Raw genomic sequence first — 20,720 nt, forward strand, 5'->3', positions numbered from 1 at the left:
TTTCACAATGGAATTTGACCTGTGGGGCGTGGGAACCCCATCGCCCGGATGCGCCGGAAGGGCACGACATGCGAACTTGCGCAGAGTTTGCGGAGACATGCCTTGCCACTATCCTGCCCCCTGCTGCTGTCTCCTTCCCGCAAGCAGGGCTCTTGCGAATTGGCCCCGTCATGAACGCCGGCCTCTTCAGGCCCCTGACCGTGGAAGCCCCGCGCCCCGCGCCGCCGCAGGCCTTGTCGCTGCGCCCGGCCATGGCGCTCGCTGCCAGACTGCTGCGGCAACCGCGCCCCGACATCGCCCAGGCCGCCGTCGAGCGCTGGCAGGTGGCGCCGGGCTCCTGCACGGAGGTAAAGCGCGCGAAAGTGCTGCCCGGCCAGTTCGAGCGCATTGCGGGCAGCGAGTTCGCCTCGATCAGCGAGGTGGTGCGCCAGTTCAAGGGCGACTTCGAAGCCAAGCAGTCCGCCACCATCGGTTACCGGCTGAAGAACGCGCTGCTTCACGACGGCGTGCTCTATGCCGGGGGCACGCTCCGGCACTTGCAGCGGCGTTCGCGGTTCCTGCCTGTCGCCCGCGCCCCGCGCGAGGAAACGCGCATGGCCCTGTTCGAATCCTGGCTCGGCAATCGCTGGTTCGGAAACTGGCTCAGCGACGATTGCCTGACCTACCGCCTGGCAGAGAACGCCGGCATTCCCTTCACCACCCATGGGTCCAGCGGCCATGTCCCCGACTACGAACGCGCGCTGGACATGCTGCCGGTCAGGGGCCCATCGGCGTTCTTCCGCGAACTGGTGCTGTTCGACGATGCGGCCCACAACGAGAACAAGCGATTGCGGGCCGAGGCCATGCGGCAGCGGCTTATTCGCGGACCGATCGAACGGCACCCCGGCGTATTCCTGCTGCGCGGGCGCAGCGGCGATGCACGGTTCCTGACGAACGAGAGCGAAATTGCCGAAACCCTTGCCAGACGGCGCGGCTTTCAGGTGCTCGATCCCAGCCACGCCGGTCTCGAAGAGATCGTCCGGGCCTGCGGCGGCGCCAAAGTCGTCATGGGGGTGGAGGGAAGCCATCTGGTCCACGGCCTGGCGATGATGCCGCCCGATGGCTGCGCCTTTGTCATTCAACCGCCGCTGCGCGCGGTCGCGGCGCTCAAGCTGCTGACCGACCGGCAGGGGCAGGACTACGCGCTGGTCGTCGGGGAAGGAACCAACCATGCTTTCACAGCGCACATCGACGAGATCGAGCGCACGCTCGACCTCGTCTGACGGCACCGTGCCGCGCCTGCCCGCTGCAGCCGCTCCGGGGGGCTGGTCCACGTTGAAAGCGGACTATCGGCGGCATGGCGGCACGCTGACGAGCGGTGCCTTCATCGCGCTGAGCCTTTACCGCTACGGCCGCTGGGGCCGCAGCCTGCGCAATCCACTCGGCCGCGTTCTGGTCTCCAGGACGTACGGCTTTGCCCACGTCTTCGTGGCGAACCTCACCAAGATCTGGATACCGCCCGCCACCACGCTGGGGCGGGACTTCCACATCGTCAACAACGAGGGTTCGCTCTCGATCCACCCGGAATCGGTGATCGGCGACCGGCTGGGCGTGATGCACAATGTCACCATCGGCTCCAACATGCGCGAAGGCGCGCCGGTGATCGGGGACGACGTGTTCATCGGCGTCAATTCCACCGTGCTCGGCGCCATTCGCGTGGGAGACCGGGTGCGGATCGCCGCCAACACCGCCGTCACCACGGACGTACCCTCGGACTCCATCGTCGTCGGATCGCCCGCGCGCATCTATCCGCGACTGGGGCCGCTGCGATGAGCGCGAACACGCTCCACGAACTTTTCGCGGCCAATCTGCCGCAGCGGTCCGGCAAGACCTTCCTCATCGATGCCGGCCGCCAGGCGACATACGGCGAAGTCGACGCCCTGGCCGGGGCGATCGGCGCCCATCTCACAGCGCGCGGCGTCGGCGCAGGAGACCGCGTGCTGGTCCAGGTGCGTAAGGGCATCGCCGAGGTCTCCACCCTGCTCGGCGTGACGCGGGCAGGCGCCGTGCTCGTCGACATCAGCACGGCCTGGACGGCCGAGCAGGTCCGTTTCGTCGCAGAAGACTGCGGCGCCTGTCTCCTGATCGTCGAGCCGGCCATGGCCCGGATCCTGGCCGCCGAGGGGATCGACCCCGCCCGCCTCCTGCCGGTGTCGGCTGCGCGCGGGCTGGAGAGCCTTCCCTGCCTTTCCGACCTGCCGGCGCTCCCTTTCGAGGCCTTGCCCCGGCGCGCCGACGACCTGGCGGCGATCATCTACACGTCCGGCTCCACCGGCAAACCCAAGGGCGTCATGCTCAGCCACGCCAATGTCCTGGCAGGTGCGCGTTCGGTTGCCGAATACCTGGAGCTTGACGAAAGCGATCGGCTGCTCAGCGTGCTGCCCTACAGCTTCGATTACGGCTTCAACCAGCTGACGACGATGATGCTGGTGGGTGGCAGCGTGGTTCATCAAGGCGTGGCCATGGCGAGCGAGATCGTGCGTGCCATCCTTCGCCACGAAGTCACCGGCCTGGCGGCCGTGCCGCCGCTGTGGATCCAGATCGTGCGCCTGCTGGCCAGCGCGCCCACGCCGCTGCCGAGCCTGCGCTTCATCACCAACTCGGGCGGAAAGATCCCGCTGAGCACTCTGGAACGTATGCCAGGTATCTTCGCCAAGGCACGGATTTTCCTGATGTATGGCCTGACGGAGGCGTTCCGTTCGACTTACCTTGCTCCTGATCGCTTCGCCGCCAAGATGGGTTCGATCGGACAGGCGATCCCCGGCGCCGAAGTCTTCGTCATCCGCCATGGCGAGGGCGTCGCGCGTCCCGGCGAGCAAGGCGAACTCGTCCACCGCGGCCCGCTGGTCAGCCAGGGCTATTGGAACCGCCCCGAAGCGACGGCGGAGAAGATCCGCCCCTGCCCCGAACTGCGCGACCGGATCGGCGACGAGCCGGTGGTCTATAGCGGAGACATCGTGCGCATCGACGAGGACGGCGACTTGTGGTTCGTCTCCCGCAACGATGCGCTGATCAAGACCAGCGGCTACCGCGTCAGTCCCGACGAAGTGGAAGACCTGGTCTATCGCAGCGGCCTTGCCGCCGATGTCGTCGCCTTCGGGGTCCAGGACGACATGCTCGGCCAGTCGGTACAGGTCGCGGTGACGTTGTTGGGCGAGGCGAGCCGCGAGGCGCTGCTGGCGCACTGCCGGGCAGCGATGCCCGCCTACATGGTACCGCAGCGCATCCACGTCTGGCCGGAACCCATGCCGCGCACGGCCAGCGGCAAGCTCTCCCGTCCCGACGTCATTCGCGGCTGCAGCGACACTTCCAGCCTTCATCCCGCTCGCTGAGCATCCCGTTCAAGAGGACCTCCCCGTCATGGCCCTGACCGAAGACAGCCTGATCCGCAGCATCGAGGAGTTCGCAGCGCTCCATGGCGAAGTCGATGCCGAAACCCCGCTGTTCTCCAGCGGCACGCTCGATTCCGTGGCCATGCTCAATCTGATCATGTTCGTTGAACGCGAGACCGGCACCGAGATCCGCGCCGAGGACGTGACGCTGGAGAACTTCGATACCGCCACTCGCATTCTCGATTTCGCGAGGAAGCTGGCGGCATGACGCCAGACGGCGAAGACGGGCTTCTGGAGCAGGCGGCCGAACGTTTCGGCACGCCGTGCTTCGTCTATTTCAGCGAGCGGATCGAACAGCGCATCGCCCTTCTGCGCGCCCATTTCGGAGACAGGCTGGAACTGAGCTACGCGGTCAAGGCCAATCCCAACCCGACGCTGCTGGCGTGGCTCTCCGGCGGGATCGATCTGCTCGACATCTCTTCGATCGGAGAACTGCATCTGGCGCAGGAGGCAGGATGGAACCCCGCACTTCTGAGCTTCACGGGGCCGGGCAAGCGCGAGACCGAGATCCGCGACGCAATCCGCGCCGGCGTCGGCCACCTCGTGATCGAATCCCTGCGGGAAGCACGGCTTGCCGACCGGATCGCACGGCAGGCGGCGCGTGTGCAACCGGTGCTGCTGCGGATCTCGCCCGACAGCCTTCCCAAGGGCTTCGGAGACCAGATGGCCGGCCGCCCCACGCCCTTCGGCATAGACATCGAGGATGCAGACGCCGCCGTGGAGGAAGTCCAGACCCTGCCGGGCCTGCACCTTGCGGGCTTCCACATCTATGCCGGAACGCAGTGCCTGAAAGCCGATGCCATTGCGGAAACATATCGGCACCTGATCGCGATATTCAGCCAGCTCTGCGCGGCTCATGCGGTCATTCCCGAGATGCTGGTCATGGGCTCCGGGCTGGGCGTGCCCTATCACGAAGGAGACACGCCTCTGGATCTTTCCGCAGTAGCCGAACCGCTCCTTCACGAACTGGCCGTGCTGCGGGAAAATCCGCGATTTGCCCGCACCAGAATGGTGCTGGAACTCGGCCGCTATCTCGTCTCCGAAGCGGGCTTTTTCGTCACCCGCGTGGTCTCTACCAAGCTCTCGCGCGGGAGACGCATCGCCATTTGCGACGGCGGGATGAACAATCACCTGCCCGCTTCGGGCCATTTCGGCATGGTCGTGCGGCGAAACTACCTGATGCACCGGATCGGGGGGAGCGATGAGGACGCGGTCGAGCCGGTGGATGTGGTCGGCCCCCTCTGCACCTCGATCGACCGCCTTGCCGGCAACATCGAACTGCCCCGGCTGGAAGAGGGCGACCTGTTGGCCGTCCACAACAGCGGCGCATACGGGCTGACCGCCAGCCCGGTCCATTTCATCAGCCATCCCCTGCCGGAAGAAGTGCTGGTCATGTCCGGCGCCCTGCTTCGAGCGACGCGGACGTTCAGCGGATCGTGCCGCGCCCCGGTGGAGGAGGCGGTGAGGCTGGTGGATTCGGCCCACCCCGCCGCCGCCAACCAGAACGCATGACGCCCGGCCGCGTTTCGTGATGCGGCCGGGTGCCCTGCTGCTCGGCGTGGCGGTCATGCTGGCTCCGGCAAGTCACGGTTCCGGACGCAGCCTGCCGGTGGCGCGCGCTGTCGCTCCGGAGACGCTGCCCCCGCCCTCCGGCGCGCCAAAGGCCGCCGCGCTGGCCCGCGCGATCAATGCCGCCGCACCGCTTGCAACAGGGTTTCTGGCGCCGGCGCGGCCCTTCCATCTCGATGCAGGTGCAGAGGACCGGGCCAGAGCGATCGACTGCCTTGCCGCCGCCGACTACTACGAAGCGGGGCGGGAGCCTGCGGACCAGCGCGCCGTGGCGCAAGTGGTGCTCAACCGCGTGCGCCATGCGGCCTTTCCGGCCACCATTTGCGGCGTCGTCTTTGCGGGGGCGGAGCGGGCGACGGGCTGCCAGTTCACGTTCACTTGCGACGGATCGCTCACGCGCCGCCGCCCTTCGGCTGCCGACTGGCGCAGAGCGCGCGAGACGGCGGGCGAAATGCTGCTGGGCCGGGTCGAAATCGGGGTAGGCAAGGCCACGCATTACCATACCGACTGGGTCAGCCCGTCGTGGGACCGGACCATGGAGAAGCTGGCCGTCGTCAAAAGCCACTTGTTCTTCGGTTGGCCGGGAGCCGCCGGCAAGGCCGCCGCTTTCATTCGCCACTATGCCGGAGGCGAACCCCGCATCGCGCAACTGGCGCAGCTTTCCGCCGCCCATCTCGGCCAATTGCCCGCTGGCACGGCCCCGGCCGTATCGGACGTCATAGCGCCCGAACCCTCGATGCCCGAAACCGCATGGGCGGCACCCGATCCCGGCCTGTTCCTCGTCACTTTGCCCGCCAATGCGCCCGGCACTTTCCCGGAACTGGCCGAACGGCGCTGCGAAGGGCTGGAGGAATGCCGTTTCATCGGTTGGACCGACCCTGCCCGCCGCGCCCAGGCCCTCCCCCTGCCCGGTGGTTCGGTGGACGCCATTTCCTTCACTTTCGTCCGCCGCCCCGGCGCTGCGGACCAGGCCCTCTGGAACTGCGCCGAGTTTGCGCGTACAGTGCGCGCGCAGTGCCTTACACGCGGAACCTGATCGCGCGGACCGCCATTGCCGGAACCTTGCTCGATGGTTTCGAACTATTTCCCGTCAGAAACCTTTCGTAACAATCGCGCACAAAGCAAGACACCTGGCATGACCAGATTCGGCTCCAACAGCTTGGAGACCCGATCGACATGAAATCCACCCTCATCGCCATTGCCGCCGCTTGCGCCCTTGCCCTGCCTGGCGCCGCGCTTGCCAACAACACGGTTGCGCACCTCAAGGGCCACACCGCGGTCGCCGCACCGGCGAAGCCTTCCACGAACAAGGCCAAGCCCCGCGCCGTCTGCCATCCCGACCCCTCGAAGGGTCGCGCCTGCCGTCACCACAATGCCCAGGCCGAAGCGAAGACAGCCGCGCCGGCACTGGCCAGAGCGGAAGCCCCTCGCACCCGATAGCCCCCCGCAGCCCGGCGGTTGCGGCCCATCCTGCCGCCGCCGGGCCTTGCCGCATTGCCGGCAAATCGCGGGCGTCGTTTGCAAAGCGGCGCGTGAAAAACTACATCTGTGCATGAAGAGACGATGAGCAACACAACAGCCCCCATCTATCGCCATCTCGACGAAGGTCCGATGCCCACTCCGACGATCCTGTTGGTGGAGGACGATGGTCCTCTGCGCACGCTGACCGCGCGGGCCCTGCGCCAGACCGGCTTCAACGTGCTCACCGCCGCAACCGGCGCGGAAATGTGGGTGACCCTGCGCGAAGGGCCGGTGAGCCTGGTCGTGCTCGACATCATGCTTCCCGGCACCAGCGGCTTCGACCTGTTCCGCCGTCTGCGCCGCGAATGCGACATCCCGGTGATCTTCATCAGCGCCCGCGGCAGCGAGGAAGATCGCGTGCTCGGACTGGAACTGGGCGCGGACGACTACCTCGCCAAGCCCTTCAGCACCCGCGAACTCGCTGCCCGCGTCAGCGCGGTGCTGCGCCGCGGCGGCAACAATCCAGCCACGGCAGATTTCACCGGAAGCGAGACCGTTGCCGACGGACGCACGCCGGAATCGATACGCTTCGAAGGCTGGAACCTTTCCATGGCCCGCCGCGAACTGCGCTCGCCCACCGGGGCCATGGTCGACCTGACCGGCGCCGAGTTCGACCTGCTCGCCACCTTTCTCGCCTATCCGCAGCGCGTTCTGGGCCGCGAGCGCCTGATCGAACTTTCGCGCTCGCGCCTGGGCGACAGCTCGGATCGCAGCGTGGACGTGCTCGTCAGCCGCCTGCGCCGCAAGCTTCAGGCCGAGGGCGGGGAATCGCCCATCGTCACGGTTCGCGGCGTCGGCTACATGTTCAAGGCCGAGGTCACGCGCGCCTGATGTCCTTGCGCCGGTTTCGTCTGTTCCGGCGCTTCGGCCTGCCCGAGCGACTGATCGCCGTCCTGCTGCTGGTCTTCGTCATCGACGTGATCTGCAACACGGTGCTGTTCGAACGCGCCAATACGTTCGAACTGCGCCGGGACGACGCCCAGCGCATCGCCGAAAACCTGGTGCTGGCAAGCCGCGCCATCGACCATGCAAAGACCGACGATCGCCAGATCGTGACTTCCGCGCTCAGCACGGCGCAGTTTTCGCTGAGACTGAACGAGCAGGGCAAGCGCTATCGCGGCTCGCTGGGCCTTGCAAACTTGCGCGCGCAAGTGATCGAGATGGCGCCGGAACTGGCCCACAGCGATCTCGAACTGCATCTGGAATCGATCCCGAGAGACGGCAATATCGGCGGCTCTCTGCGGCTGGCCGATGGCGCCGTCCTCGATTTCCGCACCCATGCCCGCTCCGCCTGGAAACTCAGCATCGGCCGTTTCGCCAGCCTGGTCCTGCCGACGCTCCTGCTCATTTCGCTCGCCTGGCTGCTGCTGCGCGCCGCGCTGCACCCGCTGCGCTCCCTGATCCGCGCCACCCGCAACTTCGGTGCCGGCCCGCCCCGCCTCGTGCCGGAGCGCGGCCCCGACGAAATGCGGGAACTGATCCGCGCGATGAACGAGATGCAGGAGCGCATCCACCAGTCGCTGCTCGATCGTACGCACACGATGCTGGCCATCGGCCACGACCTCAAGACGCCGCTCGCCCGCATGCGCCTGCGGCTGGACGACGGCGACGTGGACCCCGTGGTGCGCGATGGCATCAACCATGACATCGACGAGATGCGAATGCTGCTCGATTCGATCCAGGCCTATGTCGATACCGGCGGCACCCAGATCCCGGCCGAGCGCATCGACCTGGCGATCATGGCCGAAACCCTGGTCGACACCGCCGCGGATCGCGGCGCCGATGCGACTTATTCCGGCCTTCCGAGCCTGGAAATTATGGCCCGCCCTGTCTCCATCCGCCGCGCGCTGTCCAATCTGATCGAGAACGCGCTCCACTATGGCGGCAACGTCCGCGTCGGTCTGCGGCGCGACGGCGGAGCGGCCGAGATCACCGTGGACGACGACGGCCCGGGCATCCCGGAAGAGCGCATCACGGACGCACTCCAGCCTTTCGTCCGGCTGGACACCGCGCGCGCCCGCGACACCGCCGGCATGGGCCTGGGCCTGCCGATCGTGCGCAAGGCGGTCCGGCTGGAGGGCGGCACGCTCGACCTCAGGAACCGCCCCGAAGGCGGACTGCGCGCCACGATTCGCCTTCCCATCGTGGCCCACTGACGCGGCCTGCCTTCGGCGCGCCTCAGAATTACCCAGCCAAGTTCCTGTTATCGTTCCGCAATAGCCAGCAACACCATCCGGTCTTCGGTAAAACCACCGAAGACCGGGGGATTCCGGCGGAAAGCCGTTCCCTTACGCTGCAGCGCAGCAACATTTCCTGACAAAGGCGCACGACAGCCGAAAACAGCGATCCGTACTTTTCTCGATCAAGCTCCGCGCCCCGTTCCCCCACCCCTCCGGAGAGCGCGGAGCACCTAAAATCAAGGAAAGGTGACGAGAGTGAATGAACTGATCGGACGCGTCTTCCATTTCGAGAAGACCATCTTCCCCGCCAGCAGCGAACTGTTCGGCAAGCTCGCCAACGAAGGCCAGGAACCCAAGGCCCTCATGATCTCCTGCGCCGATTCGCGTATCGTGCCGGAACAGATCATGCAGGCGCAGCCGGGCGACCTGTTCGTCTGCCGTAACGCCGGCAACATGGTGCCGCCTTACGCCACGCTCAACGGCGGCGTCACGTCCACTGTGGAATACGCCGTGGCCGCCCTCGGCGTCAGCGACATCATCGTCTGCGGCCACTCGGGCTGCGGCGCGATGAAGGCGCTCAGCGACCCGACCGGCCTCGAAGCCATGCCGAACGTTGCCGCCTGGCTCAAGCACGGCGCGGCTGCCGAGCACATCGTCAGCACCTGCCACGGCGAACTTGACGGCAATGAGCGCATTCGTGCCATCAGCCTCGAAAACATCATTGCCCAGATTGCCCACTTGCGCACGCATCCTTCGGTCGCCGCCGCGATCGCCCGCGGCGACGTGACGCTTCACGGCTGGTTCGTGGACATCCACGCCGGCCAGGTCCTCGGCCTCGACGGCGAGACCGGCCAGTTCGAACCGCTTCGCGAGAATGCACCGCTTCCGGTCGCGCTTCGGGCCAAGACCCGCATCGCCACCGAATTCGCAGAGGCAGCAGAATGACGACCGCAACCGCCACCTCTGCGGAGGAAACCCGCAGTGGGCCCTTCGCCCACCTCGCCAGAGACTTCACGGCTTCGATCGTGGTCTTCCTGGTGGCGATGCCGCTCTGCATGGGCATCGCCATCGCCTCCGGCGTGCCGCCTGAAAAGGGCTTGGTCACCGGCATCATCGGCGGCTTGGTCGTCGGCCTGCTGGCAGGCTCGCCGCTGCAGGTGAGCGGCCCGGCAGCCGGCCTTGCCGTCATCGTCTTCGAATTCGTGCGCGAGCACGGCCTCGAAGCCCTCGGCCCGGTCCTGCTTCTGGCCGGCGTGTTCCAGCTCGTGGCCGGCGCGCTGCGCCTCGGCGGCCTGTTCCGCGCCATCAGTCCGGCCGTCGTTCACGGCATGCTCGCCGGCATCGGCGCGCTGATCGTGATCGGACAGTTCCACATCCTCTTCGACGAGAAGCCGATGTCGAGCGGGCTCCAGAACATGGCGATGATGCCCGCCCGCGTTCTCGGCCTTGACCCCACCAACATGGCCTCCACCGAAATGGCCGTCATGCTCGGCGTCCTGACGATGATCGTCATGATCGGCTGGGAAAAGGTTCGTCCGAAGAACATGGGCCTCGTCCCCGGCGCGCTTCTCGGCGTCGTGGCGGCAACGGCCGTCGCCTGGACCATGGGCCTCGACGTGGCGCGCATCGCCGTGCCGGAATCGATCGGCGCGGCCTTCGCCCTGCCGACCAGCACCGGCTGGTTCGCCCCGCTCGCCAATCCGGCCCTGATCGTGGCGGCGCTTGCCATCGCCTTCATCGCCAGTGCCGAGACGCTGCTTTCGGCCGCTGCGGTGGACCGCATGCATGACGGCGTACGCACCAAGTACGACAAGGAACTGCGCGCGCAGGGCATCGGCAACCTGCTCTGCGGCGTATTCGGCGCCCTGCCGATGACCGGCGTGATCGTTCGCAGTTCGGCCAACGTCCAGGCCGGCGCCCGGACCCGTCTTTCGACGATCTTCCACGGCGCCTGGATCCTGGCGTTCATCGCGCTGCTGCCCTGGCTGCTGCGCGAAGTGCCGATGGCGGCCCTTGGCGGCGTCCTGGTCGTGACCGGCTTCCGTCTGGTGAGCCTCAGCCATGTCCGTCACCTGTTCCATGCCTATGGCGCCTTCCCCGCCGTGATCTGGGCCGTGACTTTCGTGCTGGTCGTCACCACCGACCTGCTCACTGGCGTCCTCGTCGGCCTGGCTCTGACGGTGCTGGAGCTGGCTCCGCACTTCAAGAACCTGCGCCTGAACGTGGAAGAGCACGACACCGGCGAATCGACCCGCCTCGCCCTCGGCGGCGGCGCGACGTTCCTTGGCCTCACCCGCCTCAACAAGGTCCTGGAAAAGCTCCCGCATGGCCGCCCGGTCCACCTTGACCTCGGCCAGCTGAAGGTCATGGACCACACCACTGCCGAGACCATCAGCGAATGGCTCAACCGCCGCCGCCAGAGCGGCCATGCGGACCGCGTGACCGGCCCCGAGCTGATCCTGCGCCCGCTGCCTGTCGCGGCATGACGACGTTTCACATCTCGTAAGACGCGGACCTCCTCACGTCCGCGTCCCTCTCCTTGCCGGACGGTTCCCCGCGGACCGTCCGGTTTCTTTTTGCGCGAATGACGCCGCTTCGTTCGAGAAACACTTTGTCACCGATGCGACACGCTAAGGACAATGATTGGACGTATTGGTGGTCCTGTCTGCATGAAACGAACTCGCCATGTAAGTAGAGTTCGGCTGCAGGCCGCAGGATGGAACGCGACAACAATCATGAGGGCGTTCCATATGAAAATCCGTCTTGCCGCAGGCCTGCTTGGCCTTGCTGCCTCCGGTCTTGCTTTCGCCGCACCGGCCATGGCGCAAGAAGAGGTTCCCAGCGAAATCACCGTTTCCGGCACTGTCGGGCTCGTGTCCGACTATCGCTTCCGCGGCGTTTCGCAGAGCGACAAGGAAATGGCCGTTCAGGGCGGCCTCACCGTATCGCATGAAAGCGGCATCTACGTCGGCACCTGGGCCTCGAACCTGTCGGGCTGGGGCACCTTCGGCGGCTCCAACATGGAACTCGACCTCGTGGCCGGTTACGCCACCGAGATCACCAGCGGCGTGAAGCTGGACGTCGGCCTCACCTGGTACATGTATCCGGGCGGCGCGGACGATACCGACTTTGCCGAGCCCTACGTCAAGCTGTCGGGTGCCGTCGGCCCGGCCAACCTCCTCGTCGGCGTGGCCTACGCCCCCAAGCAGCAGGCCCTCGGCAAAGTCTACGCCAGCGGCGCCGACTATGCGGACGGCATCGGCAACTTCGGTGCCAAGACCGACAACATCTACCTCTGGGTGGACGGCAACACCGCCATTCCCGACACCCCGCTCACCGTGAAGGCGCACTTCGGTTATTCGAACGGCAACTCGGGCCTTGGCCCAAACGGCACCAGCGTCGCCCCCACCGGCGAATATCTCGACTGGATGCTCGGCGCCGACCTCGCGCTCGGCCCGGTCACGCTGGGTGTCGCCTATGTCGACACCGATATCTCGAAGTCGCAAAGCGCCTATCTGCAGCCGAATTTCTCTTCGACCAAGAACGGTTCGCAGATCGCCGGCTCGACCGTGCTGTTCTCGGTCGGCGCGAGCTTCTGATCTCGACCTGACCTGAGCTTTCGGGAAGACGCCCGGCGCGGCCATGCCGCCCGGGCGTCGACCTTTGCCTCTAGCCGTCCCGGCGCAACCCGGCGACGATCCGCGCGGCCTGGTCCAGACTGTCGTGCATTTCCGCCTCCGGCCTGCCGATCAGCGCGCGCCGCTGCCCGGAAATCATGCTGGAATAGAGCGCGGCATCCAGCGGAGAAATCCGGGCACCCGGCTCCAGCTGCGCCTGAAGCTGCAGCCCGCTGCTCCGGCCGCGCAAGTAGCGAAGCTGCGGCGCGAAATCGCGAAGCTCCGGATCGCGGGCAACCGCCAGCATCAGTTCCTCCATCGCGACGAGCCGGCGCGGCTGCGAGGAGAAATCGCGCCAGGCCGCGGTCCATTCACCCCGTTTCATTCGCTCTACTGGCCCCTCGCGCGAGACTTCGGTGAGCCCGCGATAGATCGTGTTGAAGGCCGCCCGCACCAGATCCGCGCTCGTGCGGAAATTGTAGGAGGCCACTCCCAGCGTCACTTCGGCGCGCGCCGCCACCGCGCGGTGAGTCAGCGCGCTTACGCCGCCTTCCTCGACGATATCGGCCGCCGCGTCCGAAATCCGGGCCGCAACGCCGTTCTGCGCCGGCACTTCCGGTGCCGAGGCCAGGGCGATCTCACGCGCATGTCGGCGCCACGGGCCCTCCTCGGCCAGTTTGCCCGACAGCCATTCCCCCCAGCCGGTGCAGAATTCATCGAGCGCCGCACGGTCGATGGTGCGGTTCCAGCGAATGAGATGGAACTGCACCGTCGCTTCGAAGACATGTGCCGTCAACGCGGCATAGTGGCCGAGCCCTGCGCGCCCGCAGACCTCGCGCCAGAAATCCGCCCAGAGGTCACGCCACGAATTGATGGCGACGAGATAGGCTTCGTCGCGCTGGGCAAGCAGATGGCACTGGTTTGCCGCGAAGGCCAGTTCTCTCCGCTCGCTCGTCCAATCGTCCACCAGCACCGCAAGCGCCCGGGCAATCGATTGCGCTCCGAGGCCTTCCGGCCAACCCGCAAGATCGTCCAGCCGATCGGTCCACCATGTCTGCGCGGCATCGCGCGCATAGGCCTGAGCCGATTGCAACAACTGTTCCATCGAACCAAAGTGATGATAGATGCTGGAGGTCGGCAGGCCAGTCGCGCGTGACAGAGTGCGCGCGGACATCGCGGAATGGCCCTGATTCGCCCAGACGTCCAACGCCGCCCGGATCAGCTTCTCTTGCGACGAAAACTCTTGAAATTCATGATCTATCACGTCTTGCCGACAGCCTTGTTCCAGGATCTACGCCAGGCGCGGGCGTGGACTCGATGACTTTGCCATAAGCCTGAATGCGCAGACAAGCGAACCGTTCCAGCGCCTGTCACGATTCCCAACAAGCGTAACACAGTTGACATACAGACGTTCTAGCCGACGCCTCGTCATCACCATGAGGGTCGTTTCATGTCCGTCCGCCGCTCTTCCACCTTCCGTTCCATAGCCCTGGCCGGCAGCGCGCTCGGCGCGCTGCTCGCGGCCGGTTCCGTTCACGCCGCCGAAGTCGCCGATGCCGCAGCCGATGCGGCTGCCGAAAGCGCCGAATCCGGTTCCGGCCTCACCGACATCATCGTCTCGGCCCAGAAGCGCGAGACGAGCCTTCAGACCACGCCGATCTCGATTGCGGTGCTGGGCGCAGAGGATCTCCAGAACCGCCACGTCGTCTCGCTCGAATCCCTGGCCGACGGTTCCATCCCCTCGCTGCGCATCGCGCCGATGTTTTCGCGCAGTTCGGCCCTCACCGTGGGTATGCGCGGCGTCGGCACCTTGGGTGACGCCAACCAACCTGCCCGCGACCAGGGTGTCGGCGTCTACATCGATGGCGTGTTCATGGGCCGTGCACAGGGCCTTGGCTCGGCACTCTACGATGTCGAGCGCATCGAGGTTCTCAAGGGCCCGCAAGGCACGCTCTTCGGCCGCAACACCGAAGGCGGCGCGATCAGCATCGTCACCAAGAAGCCCAGCGGCGAATTCGGCGCGCGCGCCACGGTCGGCGTCGGCAGCTACGATTCCCGCGAGGCCGGCCTGCACCTCGATCTGCCGAGCTTCGCCAACATCTCCGTCAAGCTGGACGGCCTGATCACCACCCGCGGCGGCACGGTCGACAATCCGCTGGCCGGCGAGCACGATTTCAACGCCTACAACAAGAAGGGCCTGCACGCCGCCGTGCTGTGGGAGCCCTCCAGCAGCTTCAACGCGCTCTATTCCTTCGACATCTCGCGCGATGAAACCACGCCTTACTATCTGCAGCTGCTGACCCGCACCACCGGTCCGCTGCTCCAGATGCAGTCGGATCGTGCCAAGACCGCCAATATCGGCGTGCCGCAGCCTTGGGCGCTCGGCAAGACGCATGGTCACTTGCTCACGCTCGACTGGACGGTTTCACCCGAACTCGAAATCAAGTCGATCAGTTCCTATCGCCAGCTCACCCAGACCCAGAACGACAACGGTTCCAGCAACCTCGGCGTGTTCATCCCGGGATATAGCAACAACACCAATTTCGCCCGCTTCAGCCTCGCCGACGTCTGGCAGAAGCAGTATAGCCAGGAAGTGCAGCTCATCGGCACCATGGAGCAGCTGAACTTCGTGGTCGGCGGTTTCTACTATCACGAGAAGGTGAGCGATAACGCCTGGACGCCTTACACCAACAAGTGGAACGCGGACGGCACCAGCTACACCATCCTCCCCACGCCGACGTCCTCGATCCCCTTCCCCGATCGCGCCAGCCACGCAGTCACGGAGAGCATCGGCGTCTTCGGCCAGGCGACGTATACGCCGGCCATGCTGGACGACCGCGTCCACCTCACGGCCGGCGGACGCTTCACGCATGACAAGAAGACCGGCGCGCTCGACGAAGTGAACGGCGTCGCCACGAACTACACGCTGGACGGCTCCTGGGATCGCTTCGACCCGATGGTGAACCTTGCCTTCGACGTGACCCAGGACGTGCACGTCTACGGCAAGTGGAGCACCGGCTACAAGGCAGGCGGCGCGAACAGCCGTTCGCTTACCTATCGCAAGTTCGATCCGGAATCGGTCTCCACGTTCGAGATCGGCGCGAAGACCGAGTTCTTCGACAATCATGCCCGCTTCAACGTCGCGGCCTACACGTCCGCCTACAAGGACATGCAGATCGACTTCATCGCGCCGGTCCTGAACACCACCCGCACGACGCTGGAAACCACCAACGCCAGCGGCAATGGCCGGATCAAGGGCATCGAGGCCGACCTCACGATCACGCCGTTCCAGGGCCTGACGCTCATCGGCTCCTATGCCTATACCGACGTCCATCTGCCGCCGGCGCCGAACCCCTTCAACGGCGACGCACTGACCCGGGTCTATGCCGTCTACACGCCGAGCCATGCCGCCAGCGCCGCGATCGACTACGAACTGCCGGTGGCCGACGCCATGCTGCGCTTCCACCTCGACGGCAACTACGCCACCGGTCAGTACTCGATGGCCAGCGATCCCACCAAGACCGGATCGTCCTTCATCGTCAACGGCCGCGTCGCCCTTGCCGACATCCGCATGGCGAGCGGACCGAAGCTGGAACTCTCGGTCTGGGCGCGCAACCTGTTCAACGAGGCCTATACGTTCGTGAAGGCCAATGGCGGTTCCTCGCTCGGCTACTACGGGATCTTCAACGATCCGCGCACCGTCGGCGTCTCCGCGACCGTCAAGTACTAAGCTCAGGACATTGGAAAAGAATATGAACTGGCGTTTCTCCGCCGGCGCCCTCATCGCGCTCGGCCTGTTCGCTCAGCCGGCACTCCATGCAGCGGCGAAAGTCGCAGCGCCGGCTCCTGCCGCTGAAACGGCGCACCAGCGGCTCCTGCCGCTGGAAGGCGGCCGCAACTTCCGCGACCTCGGCGGCTATCGCACCGCCGATGGCCACACCGTGAAGTGGGGCCTGCTGTTCCGCTCGGGTTCGATGGTGGACCTGACGGCGCAGGATCTGGGCTATCTGAACAAGCTGGGCATCCGAACGATCTGCGACTACCGCGACCGGGGCGAGCGCAAGGCCGAGCCGATGCCCTGGGCCGCCGGCACCGGCCCCACCATCTTCGCCGACGACTACGACGGCATGGCGGTCGGCCTCATGCCCAAGGACATGAGCAAGATCACACCGGAAGCGGCCACGGCTGTCATGACCAGGACCTACCCGGCGATGCTCAAGACTTTCGCGCCGCAGTTCAAGCGGATGTTCGCGCAGCTCCTGGCGGGCAACGCCCCGCTGGCGTTCAACTGCTCGGCAGGCAAGGACCGCACCGGCGTATCGTCCGCTCTCCTGCTTACCGCGCTCGGCGTGCCGCGCGAAACGGTGATCCAGGACTACCTGCTTACCAACCAATATCTTCCTGCCGCGCTTGCCAAGGCCAAGACCGGCGCCAGCGCTGCCACGGGGCAGGCCTTCCTGTCGCTGCCGCCCGCCGTGCAAGCCGCTTTCATGAAAGCCGACCGGGCCTATATCGAAGCGGCGTTCAGGGCTCTCGACGCCCATCGGGGCGGCGCCATGGGCTACCTCAAGGACGAAATGGGTCTCGACAAGCCGCAGATCGCCAAGCTGCGCGCGGCCTATCTGGACTGAGCATGAAAAGGGTCGGCGCGGTCACTGCATCGCGCCGATCCTTTCCCTTACCACCTGCAAAGGCACATCGCGCGCCGCCACGGCCTCGCCGATGAGCAGCAGAGTCGGATCATCATCGCTGATCGCGGCGACAAGGAAGGCCAGCGCCGAGAGCTTGCCGCGGATCATGCGTTCGTTTGGCAGCGAGACATTGACCGCGATCATCACCGGCGTATCCGGATGGCGCCCCGCGGCGATCAGCGAGCGGCTGATCTCACCCGCCGCCGCGCGGCCCATGTAGACGCCCAGGGTACCGCCCGGCCGGGCCAGCGTTTCCCAATCGAGCTTCAGGGGCTCGCCCGCCTTGAGGTGCGCCGTCACCAGCGTCAGCCCGCGCGCCACGCCGCGCAAGGTGAGCGAGGCCAGCCCGCTCGCCGCCGCCGCGCTGGCGGTGGTGATGCCGGGACAGATGCGCACCGGAATGCCCGCTGCCATGAGATGATCCATCTCCTCGGCCGAGCGCCCGAATATCGAGGGATCGCCGCCCTTCAGCCGCACCACGCGCTTGCCGGCCTGCGCCGCTTCCAGCAGCAGATCGTTGATCGAGCCTTGCGCCTTGCTGTGCCGGCCCGATCGCTTGCCCACGCTTACCCGCTCGGTTCCGGCCGGGATCAGGTCCAGCACGCCGGGCCCGACGAGGGCGTCGACGAAGACCACGTCCGCCGCCTCGATCAGCTTCTGGGCCTTGCGCGTGAGCAGGTCCGGGTCCCCCGGCCCGGCCCCGACGAGCCAGACCTCGCCCCGCTCGATCAGATGGGGCCTGATGGGATTGCCCCCCATGGGATCGCCCGCCATCAGGCCGCCACCCGCAAGCTTTCCGGGTGCGCGATCAGGATGCGCTCGCCTTCAAGGCGCACGGCAATCGTCGGCGTGCAGCCCTTGTCCTCGCCCTGGGCCTCTCCGCTGGCGAGCGCGATGTTCCAGTTGTGGAGCGGGCAGGCAACCGAGTGGCCATGGACGATGCCCTGGCTGAGCGGCCCCTTCTTGTGCGGGCATTCGTTGACGAGCGCGAAGACCTTGTCGTCGCCGGTGCGGAAAACCGCGATTTCCTTTTCGCCCGCGATCTGCACGGTGCGCGCCCCGCGCAGGGGAATGTCGGACAGGGTGCCGATGTCGATCCAGTCGTTCATATGCGTTACTCCGCTGCCGCCAGTTCCTGGGGTGCCAAAGGTTCAAGGTGCTGATGCAGTTCGGCCTTGTGACCCGCCGCGCGTTCGGCCCAAGGGTCTTCCTGGCTGAAGCTCTGCGAGTAGAGGAAGCGGGCGCGCAGTTCTTCGCGGCCGGTGTCGTCCTCGACGATCCGCTGCTTGATGTATTCCACGCCGACGCGCTCGATCCACGGCGCGGTGCGTTCCAGATAACGCGCTTCCTCGCGGTAGAGCTGGGTGAAGGCGGCGCAGTAATCGAGCGCCTCCTGCTCGGTCGCGACCTTGCAGAGGAAATCGGTGGCGCGAACGTGAATGCCGCCGTTGCCGCCGACATGGAGTTCGTAGCCCGAGTCCACGCAGACCACGCCGAAGTCCTTGATCGTCGCCTCGGCGCAGTTGCGCGGGCAACCCGAGACCGCGATCTTGAACTTGTGCGGCATCCAGGATCCCCAGGTCATCCGCTCGGTCTTCACGCCCAGCCCGGTAGAGTCCTGCGTGCCGAAGCGGCACCATTCGGAGCCTACGCAGGTCTTCACCGTGCGCAGCGACTTGCCATAGGCATGGCCCGACACCATTCCGGCCGCGTTGAGATCGGCCCAGACGGCGGGCAGGTCTTCCTTCTTGATGCCGAAGATGTCGAGCCGCTGGCCGCCGGTCACTTTCACCATCGGCGCGTCGTACTTCTCCACCACGTCGGCAATCGCGCGCAGTTCGCGCGGGTTGGTAAGGCCGCCCCACATGCGCGGGACCACCGAATAGGTGCCGTCCTTCTGGATATTGGCGTGCATGCGCTCGTTGACGAAGCGGCTCTGCTGGTCGTCCACATATTCGCCGGGCAGCGCGCAGAGCAGGTAGTAGTTGAGCGCCGGACGGCAGGAAGAGCAGCCGTCGGGCGTCGACCAGTGGAGCTTGTGCATCACTTCGGGGATCGACTTCATGTGCTGCGCCACGATCTCGCGCCGAACGTCGTCATGAGTGAAGCTGGTGCACTTGCACATCGTCTTCGGGCCGGACTTGACCTCTTCGCCCAGTGTCAGCGCCAGCAGGCTCTCGACAAGGCCGGTGCAGGAACCGCAGCTGGCCGAGGCCTTGCAAGTGCCGCGCACGGCATCGAGACTGCATGCGCCCGCCGCGATCGAGGCCACGACCTGCCCCTTGGACACGCCGTTGCAGCCGCAGATCTCGGCATCGTCAGGCAGCGCCGCGACCGCCGCCAGCGGGTCGGCGCTGCCGCCCGAAGCGAAGGCCTGGCCAAGAATGAGGAGGTCGCGGATTTCCGAGACGTCCTCGCCCTTCCTGAGCAGATCGAAGTACCAGTTTCCATCCGCCGTATCGCCGTAGAGCACCGCGCCCACGACCTTACCGTCCTTCACGACCACGCGCTTGTAGACCCCGCGCGAGGCGTCGCGCAGCACGATGTCCTCGCAGCCCTCGCCGCCCGAGAAGTCGCCCGCCGAGAAGACGTCGAGCCCGGCGACCTTCAGCTTGGTCGACGTTACCGAGCCGCGATAGCCGCTGTGCCGGTCGGTCAGGCCGTCAGCCAAGCTGCGGCACATGTCCCAGAGCGGCGCGACGAGGCCGTAGACGTTGCCGTCATGCTCCACGCATTCGCCCACGGCCAGGACGTGCGGGTCGCTGGTGACCATGTGGTCATCGACCTTGATCCCCCTGCCCACGTCGAGGCCCGCCTCGCGCGCCAGCGCCGTGGAGGGACGGATGCCCACCGCCATGACGACGAGGCTGGCCGGGATCTCACGCCCGTCCTTCAGACGCACGCCTTCGACTTTGCCCTCGCCCATGATCTCGGCAGTGTCCGCGCCGGTCAGGATGGTCTGCCCGCGCGCTTCGAGCGCGCTCTTGAGCAACCAGCCCGCCGCTTCGTCGAGCTGCCGCTCCATCAGCGTGGGCATGAGGTGGATGACGGTGACTTTCATGCCCCGCAGGGTCAGGCCGTGCGCGGCCTCAAGGCCGAGCAGCCCCCCGCCGATCACCACCGCGTCGCCGCCGTCCGCCGCGGCTTCGAGCATGGTGTCCACGTCTTTCATGTCGCGGAAGGAGATGACGCCGGGCAGGTCCTTGCCGGGAACCGGGATGATGAACGGATCGGAGCCGGTGGCGATCAGCAGCCGGTCGTAGCGAACCTTGCGGCCCGACTGCGCGGTGACGGTCCGCCCCGGACGGTCGATGGTGACGACGGGATCGGACGTGACCAGTTCGATGCCGTTCTCGTCATACCATTCGCGCGTGTTGATGACGATCTGGTCGAAGGTCTTCTCGCCCGCCAGCACCGGCGAGAGCATGATGCGGTTGTAGTTCACATGCGGCTCGGCGCCGAAGATGGTGACGCGGTAGCGCCCCGCGTCGCGCGCCAGCAGTTCCTCCACCGCGCGGCACCCGGCCATGCCGTTTCCGACCACCACCAGATGTTCGCGCACATCGGCCGAAGGCACGATAAGCGCGGCCTCATAGTCCGTCGAACGCTCGATCCCGTCCTGAAATTCCATCCCCGTGACTCCAGAAAACTGAGGGAGAAAAAGAAAAAGGCCGCCATCCGGACCCTCGGTTCGAAAACCGAAAGTCTGGA

At 66.3% G+C, this 20,720-nt stretch carries 18 protein-coding genes; 14 read left to right on the forward strand and 4 right to left on the reverse strand.

Going from position 1 to position 20,720, the window contains the following annotated elements:
* The first annotated feature begins 170 nt into the window (after positions 1-170).
* The 12 genes from AC1VV3_RS18115 to AC1VV3_RS18170 all read left to right on the forward strand — a co-directional run bounded on the left by AC1VV3_RS18115 (position 171) and on the right by AC1VV3_RS18170 (position 12,300).
* A complete protein-coding gene (locus AC1VV3_RS18115; RefSeq protein WP_465127021.1) occupies positions 171-1,262 on the forward strand; it encodes a glycosyltransferase family 61 protein in 1,092 nt (363 codons plus the stop codon).
* The gene (locus AC1VV3_RS18120; RefSeq protein ID WP_134095567.1) at positions 1,210-1,812 is read left to right on the forward strand and encodes a serine acetyltransferase; all 603 of its coding nucleotides are present in this window, start codon (positions 1,210-1,212) and stop codon (positions 1,810-1,812) included. Before AC1VV3_RS18115 ends, AC1VV3_RS18120 begins: the two co-directional genes overlap by 53 nt.
* Positions 1,809-3,371 carry an AMP-binding protein gene (locus AC1VV3_RS18125; RefSeq protein WP_465127022.1) on the forward strand — a complete coding sequence of 521 codons (1,563 nt, stop codon included), beginning with the start codon at positions 1,809-1,811 and terminating at the stop codon, positions 3,369-3,371. Before AC1VV3_RS18120 ends, AC1VV3_RS18125 begins: the two co-directional genes overlap by 4 nt.
* Before the next feature lie 28 nt (positions 3,372-3,399).
* Complete coding sequence (locus AC1VV3_RS18130; protein ID WP_132265778.1) at positions 3,400-3,639, forward strand: acyl carrier protein; 240 nt, start codon at positions 3,400-3,402, stop codon at positions 3,637-3,639.
* Positions 3,636-4,943 (forward strand): type III PLP-dependent enzyme, encoded by a 1,308-nt coding sequence (locus tag AC1VV3_RS18135; protein ID WP_465127023.1) that lies wholly within the window; start codon positions 3,636-3,638, stop codon positions 4,941-4,943. Before AC1VV3_RS18130 ends, AC1VV3_RS18135 begins: the two co-directional genes overlap by 4 nt.
* Positions 4,944-4,962: 19 nt before the next feature.
* Positions 4,963-6,036, forward strand: coding sequence for a cell wall hydrolase (locus AC1VV3_RS18140; protein WP_465127024.1), 1,074 nt, complete (start codon positions 4,963-4,965; stop codon positions 6,034-6,036).
* A gap of 140 nt (positions 6,037-6,176) precedes the next feature.
* Entirely contained in the window at positions 6,177-6,440 is a 264-nt protein-coding gene (locus AC1VV3_RS18145; RefSeq protein ID WP_465127025.1) for a hypothetical protein, read from the forward strand.
* A gap of 171 nt (positions 6,441-6,611) precedes the next feature.
* Positions 6,612-7,352, forward strand: coding sequence for a response regulator transcription factor (locus AC1VV3_RS18150; RefSeq protein WP_132266225.1), 741 nt, complete (start codon positions 6,612-6,614; stop codon positions 7,350-7,352).
* A 5-nt stretch (positions 7,353-7,357) separates the two neighbouring features.
* Positions 7,358-8,677 carry an ATP-binding protein gene (locus tag AC1VV3_RS18155; protein WP_243841167.1) on the forward strand — a complete coding sequence of 440 codons (1,320 nt, stop codon included), beginning with the start codon at positions 7,358-7,360 and terminating at the stop codon, positions 8,675-8,677.
* A gap of 279 nt (positions 8,678-8,956) precedes the next feature.
* Positions 8,957-9,646, forward strand: a complete 690-nt coding sequence (locus AC1VV3_RS18160) for a carbonic anhydrase (protein ID WP_132265786.1) — start codon at positions 8,957-8,959, stop codon at positions 9,644-9,646.
* Positions 9,643-11,187, forward strand: coding sequence for a SulP family inorganic anion transporter (locus AC1VV3_RS18165; protein WP_132265788.1), 1,545 nt, complete (start codon positions 9,643-9,645; stop codon positions 11,185-11,187). The genes AC1VV3_RS18160 and AC1VV3_RS18165 overlap by 4 nt, the downstream gene beginning before the upstream one ends.
* A gap of 264 nt (positions 11,188-11,451) precedes the next feature.
* A complete protein-coding gene (locus AC1VV3_RS18170; RefSeq protein ID WP_132265790.1) occupies positions 11,452-12,300 on the forward strand; it encodes a TorF family putative porin in 849 nt (282 codons plus the stop codon).
* 70 nt (positions 12,301-12,370) lie between these two features.
* Here the strand turns inward: AC1VV3_RS18170 and AC1VV3_RS18175 are convergent, their stop codons facing one another.
* Entirely contained in the window at positions 12,371-13,582 is a 1,212-nt protein-coding gene (locus AC1VV3_RS18175; protein ID WP_482963136.1) for a TetR/AcrR family transcriptional regulator, read from the reverse strand.
* 186 nt (positions 13,583-13,768) lie between these two features.
* On the opposite strand from AC1VV3_RS18175, the gene AC1VV3_RS18180 reads away from it, so the two are divergent.
* Together AC1VV3_RS18180 and AC1VV3_RS18185 are read left to right on the forward strand one after the other, a co-directional pair.
* Positions 13,769-16,048, forward strand: a complete 2,280-nt coding sequence (locus AC1VV3_RS18180) for a TonB-dependent receptor (protein ID WP_465127026.1) — start codon at positions 13,769-13,771, stop codon at positions 16,046-16,048.
* 22 nt (positions 16,049-16,070) lie between these two features.
* A complete protein-coding gene (locus tag AC1VV3_RS18185) occupies positions 16,071-16,949 on the forward strand; it encodes a tyrosine-protein phosphatase (protein WP_465127027.1) in 879 nt (292 codons plus the stop codon).
* 21 nt (positions 16,950-16,970) lie between these two features.
* On the opposite strand, the gene cobA is transcribed toward AC1VV3_RS18185, so the two are convergent.
* From cobA to nirB, 3 genes are read right to left on the reverse strand one after another with little or no spacing between them, the layout of a single operon-like run.
* Positions 16,971-17,783 carry a uroporphyrinogen-III C-methyltransferase gene (gene cobA / locus AC1VV3_RS18190; RefSeq protein WP_431567618.1) on the reverse strand — a complete coding sequence of 271 codons (813 nt, stop codon included), beginning with the start codon at positions 17,781-17,783 and terminating at the stop codon, positions 16,971-16,973.
* Positions 17,783-18,118 carry a nitrite reductase small subunit NirD gene (gene nirD / locus AC1VV3_RS18195; RefSeq protein ID WP_132265797.1) on the reverse strand — a complete coding sequence of 112 codons (336 nt, stop codon included), beginning with the start codon at positions 18,116-18,118 and terminating at the stop codon, positions 17,783-17,785. Before nirD ends, cobA begins: the two co-directional genes overlap by 1 nt.
* A gap of 5 nt (positions 18,119-18,123) precedes the next feature.
* Positions 18,124-20,640, reverse strand: coding sequence for a nitrite reductase large subunit NirB (gene nirB / locus AC1VV3_RS18200; RefSeq protein WP_465127028.1), 2,517 nt, complete (start codon positions 20,638-20,640; stop codon positions 18,124-18,126).
* Positions 20,641-20,720 lie beyond the last annotated feature (80 nt).

The sequence above is a fragment of the Novosphingobium sp. BL-S-34 genome, assembly GCF_056857015.1.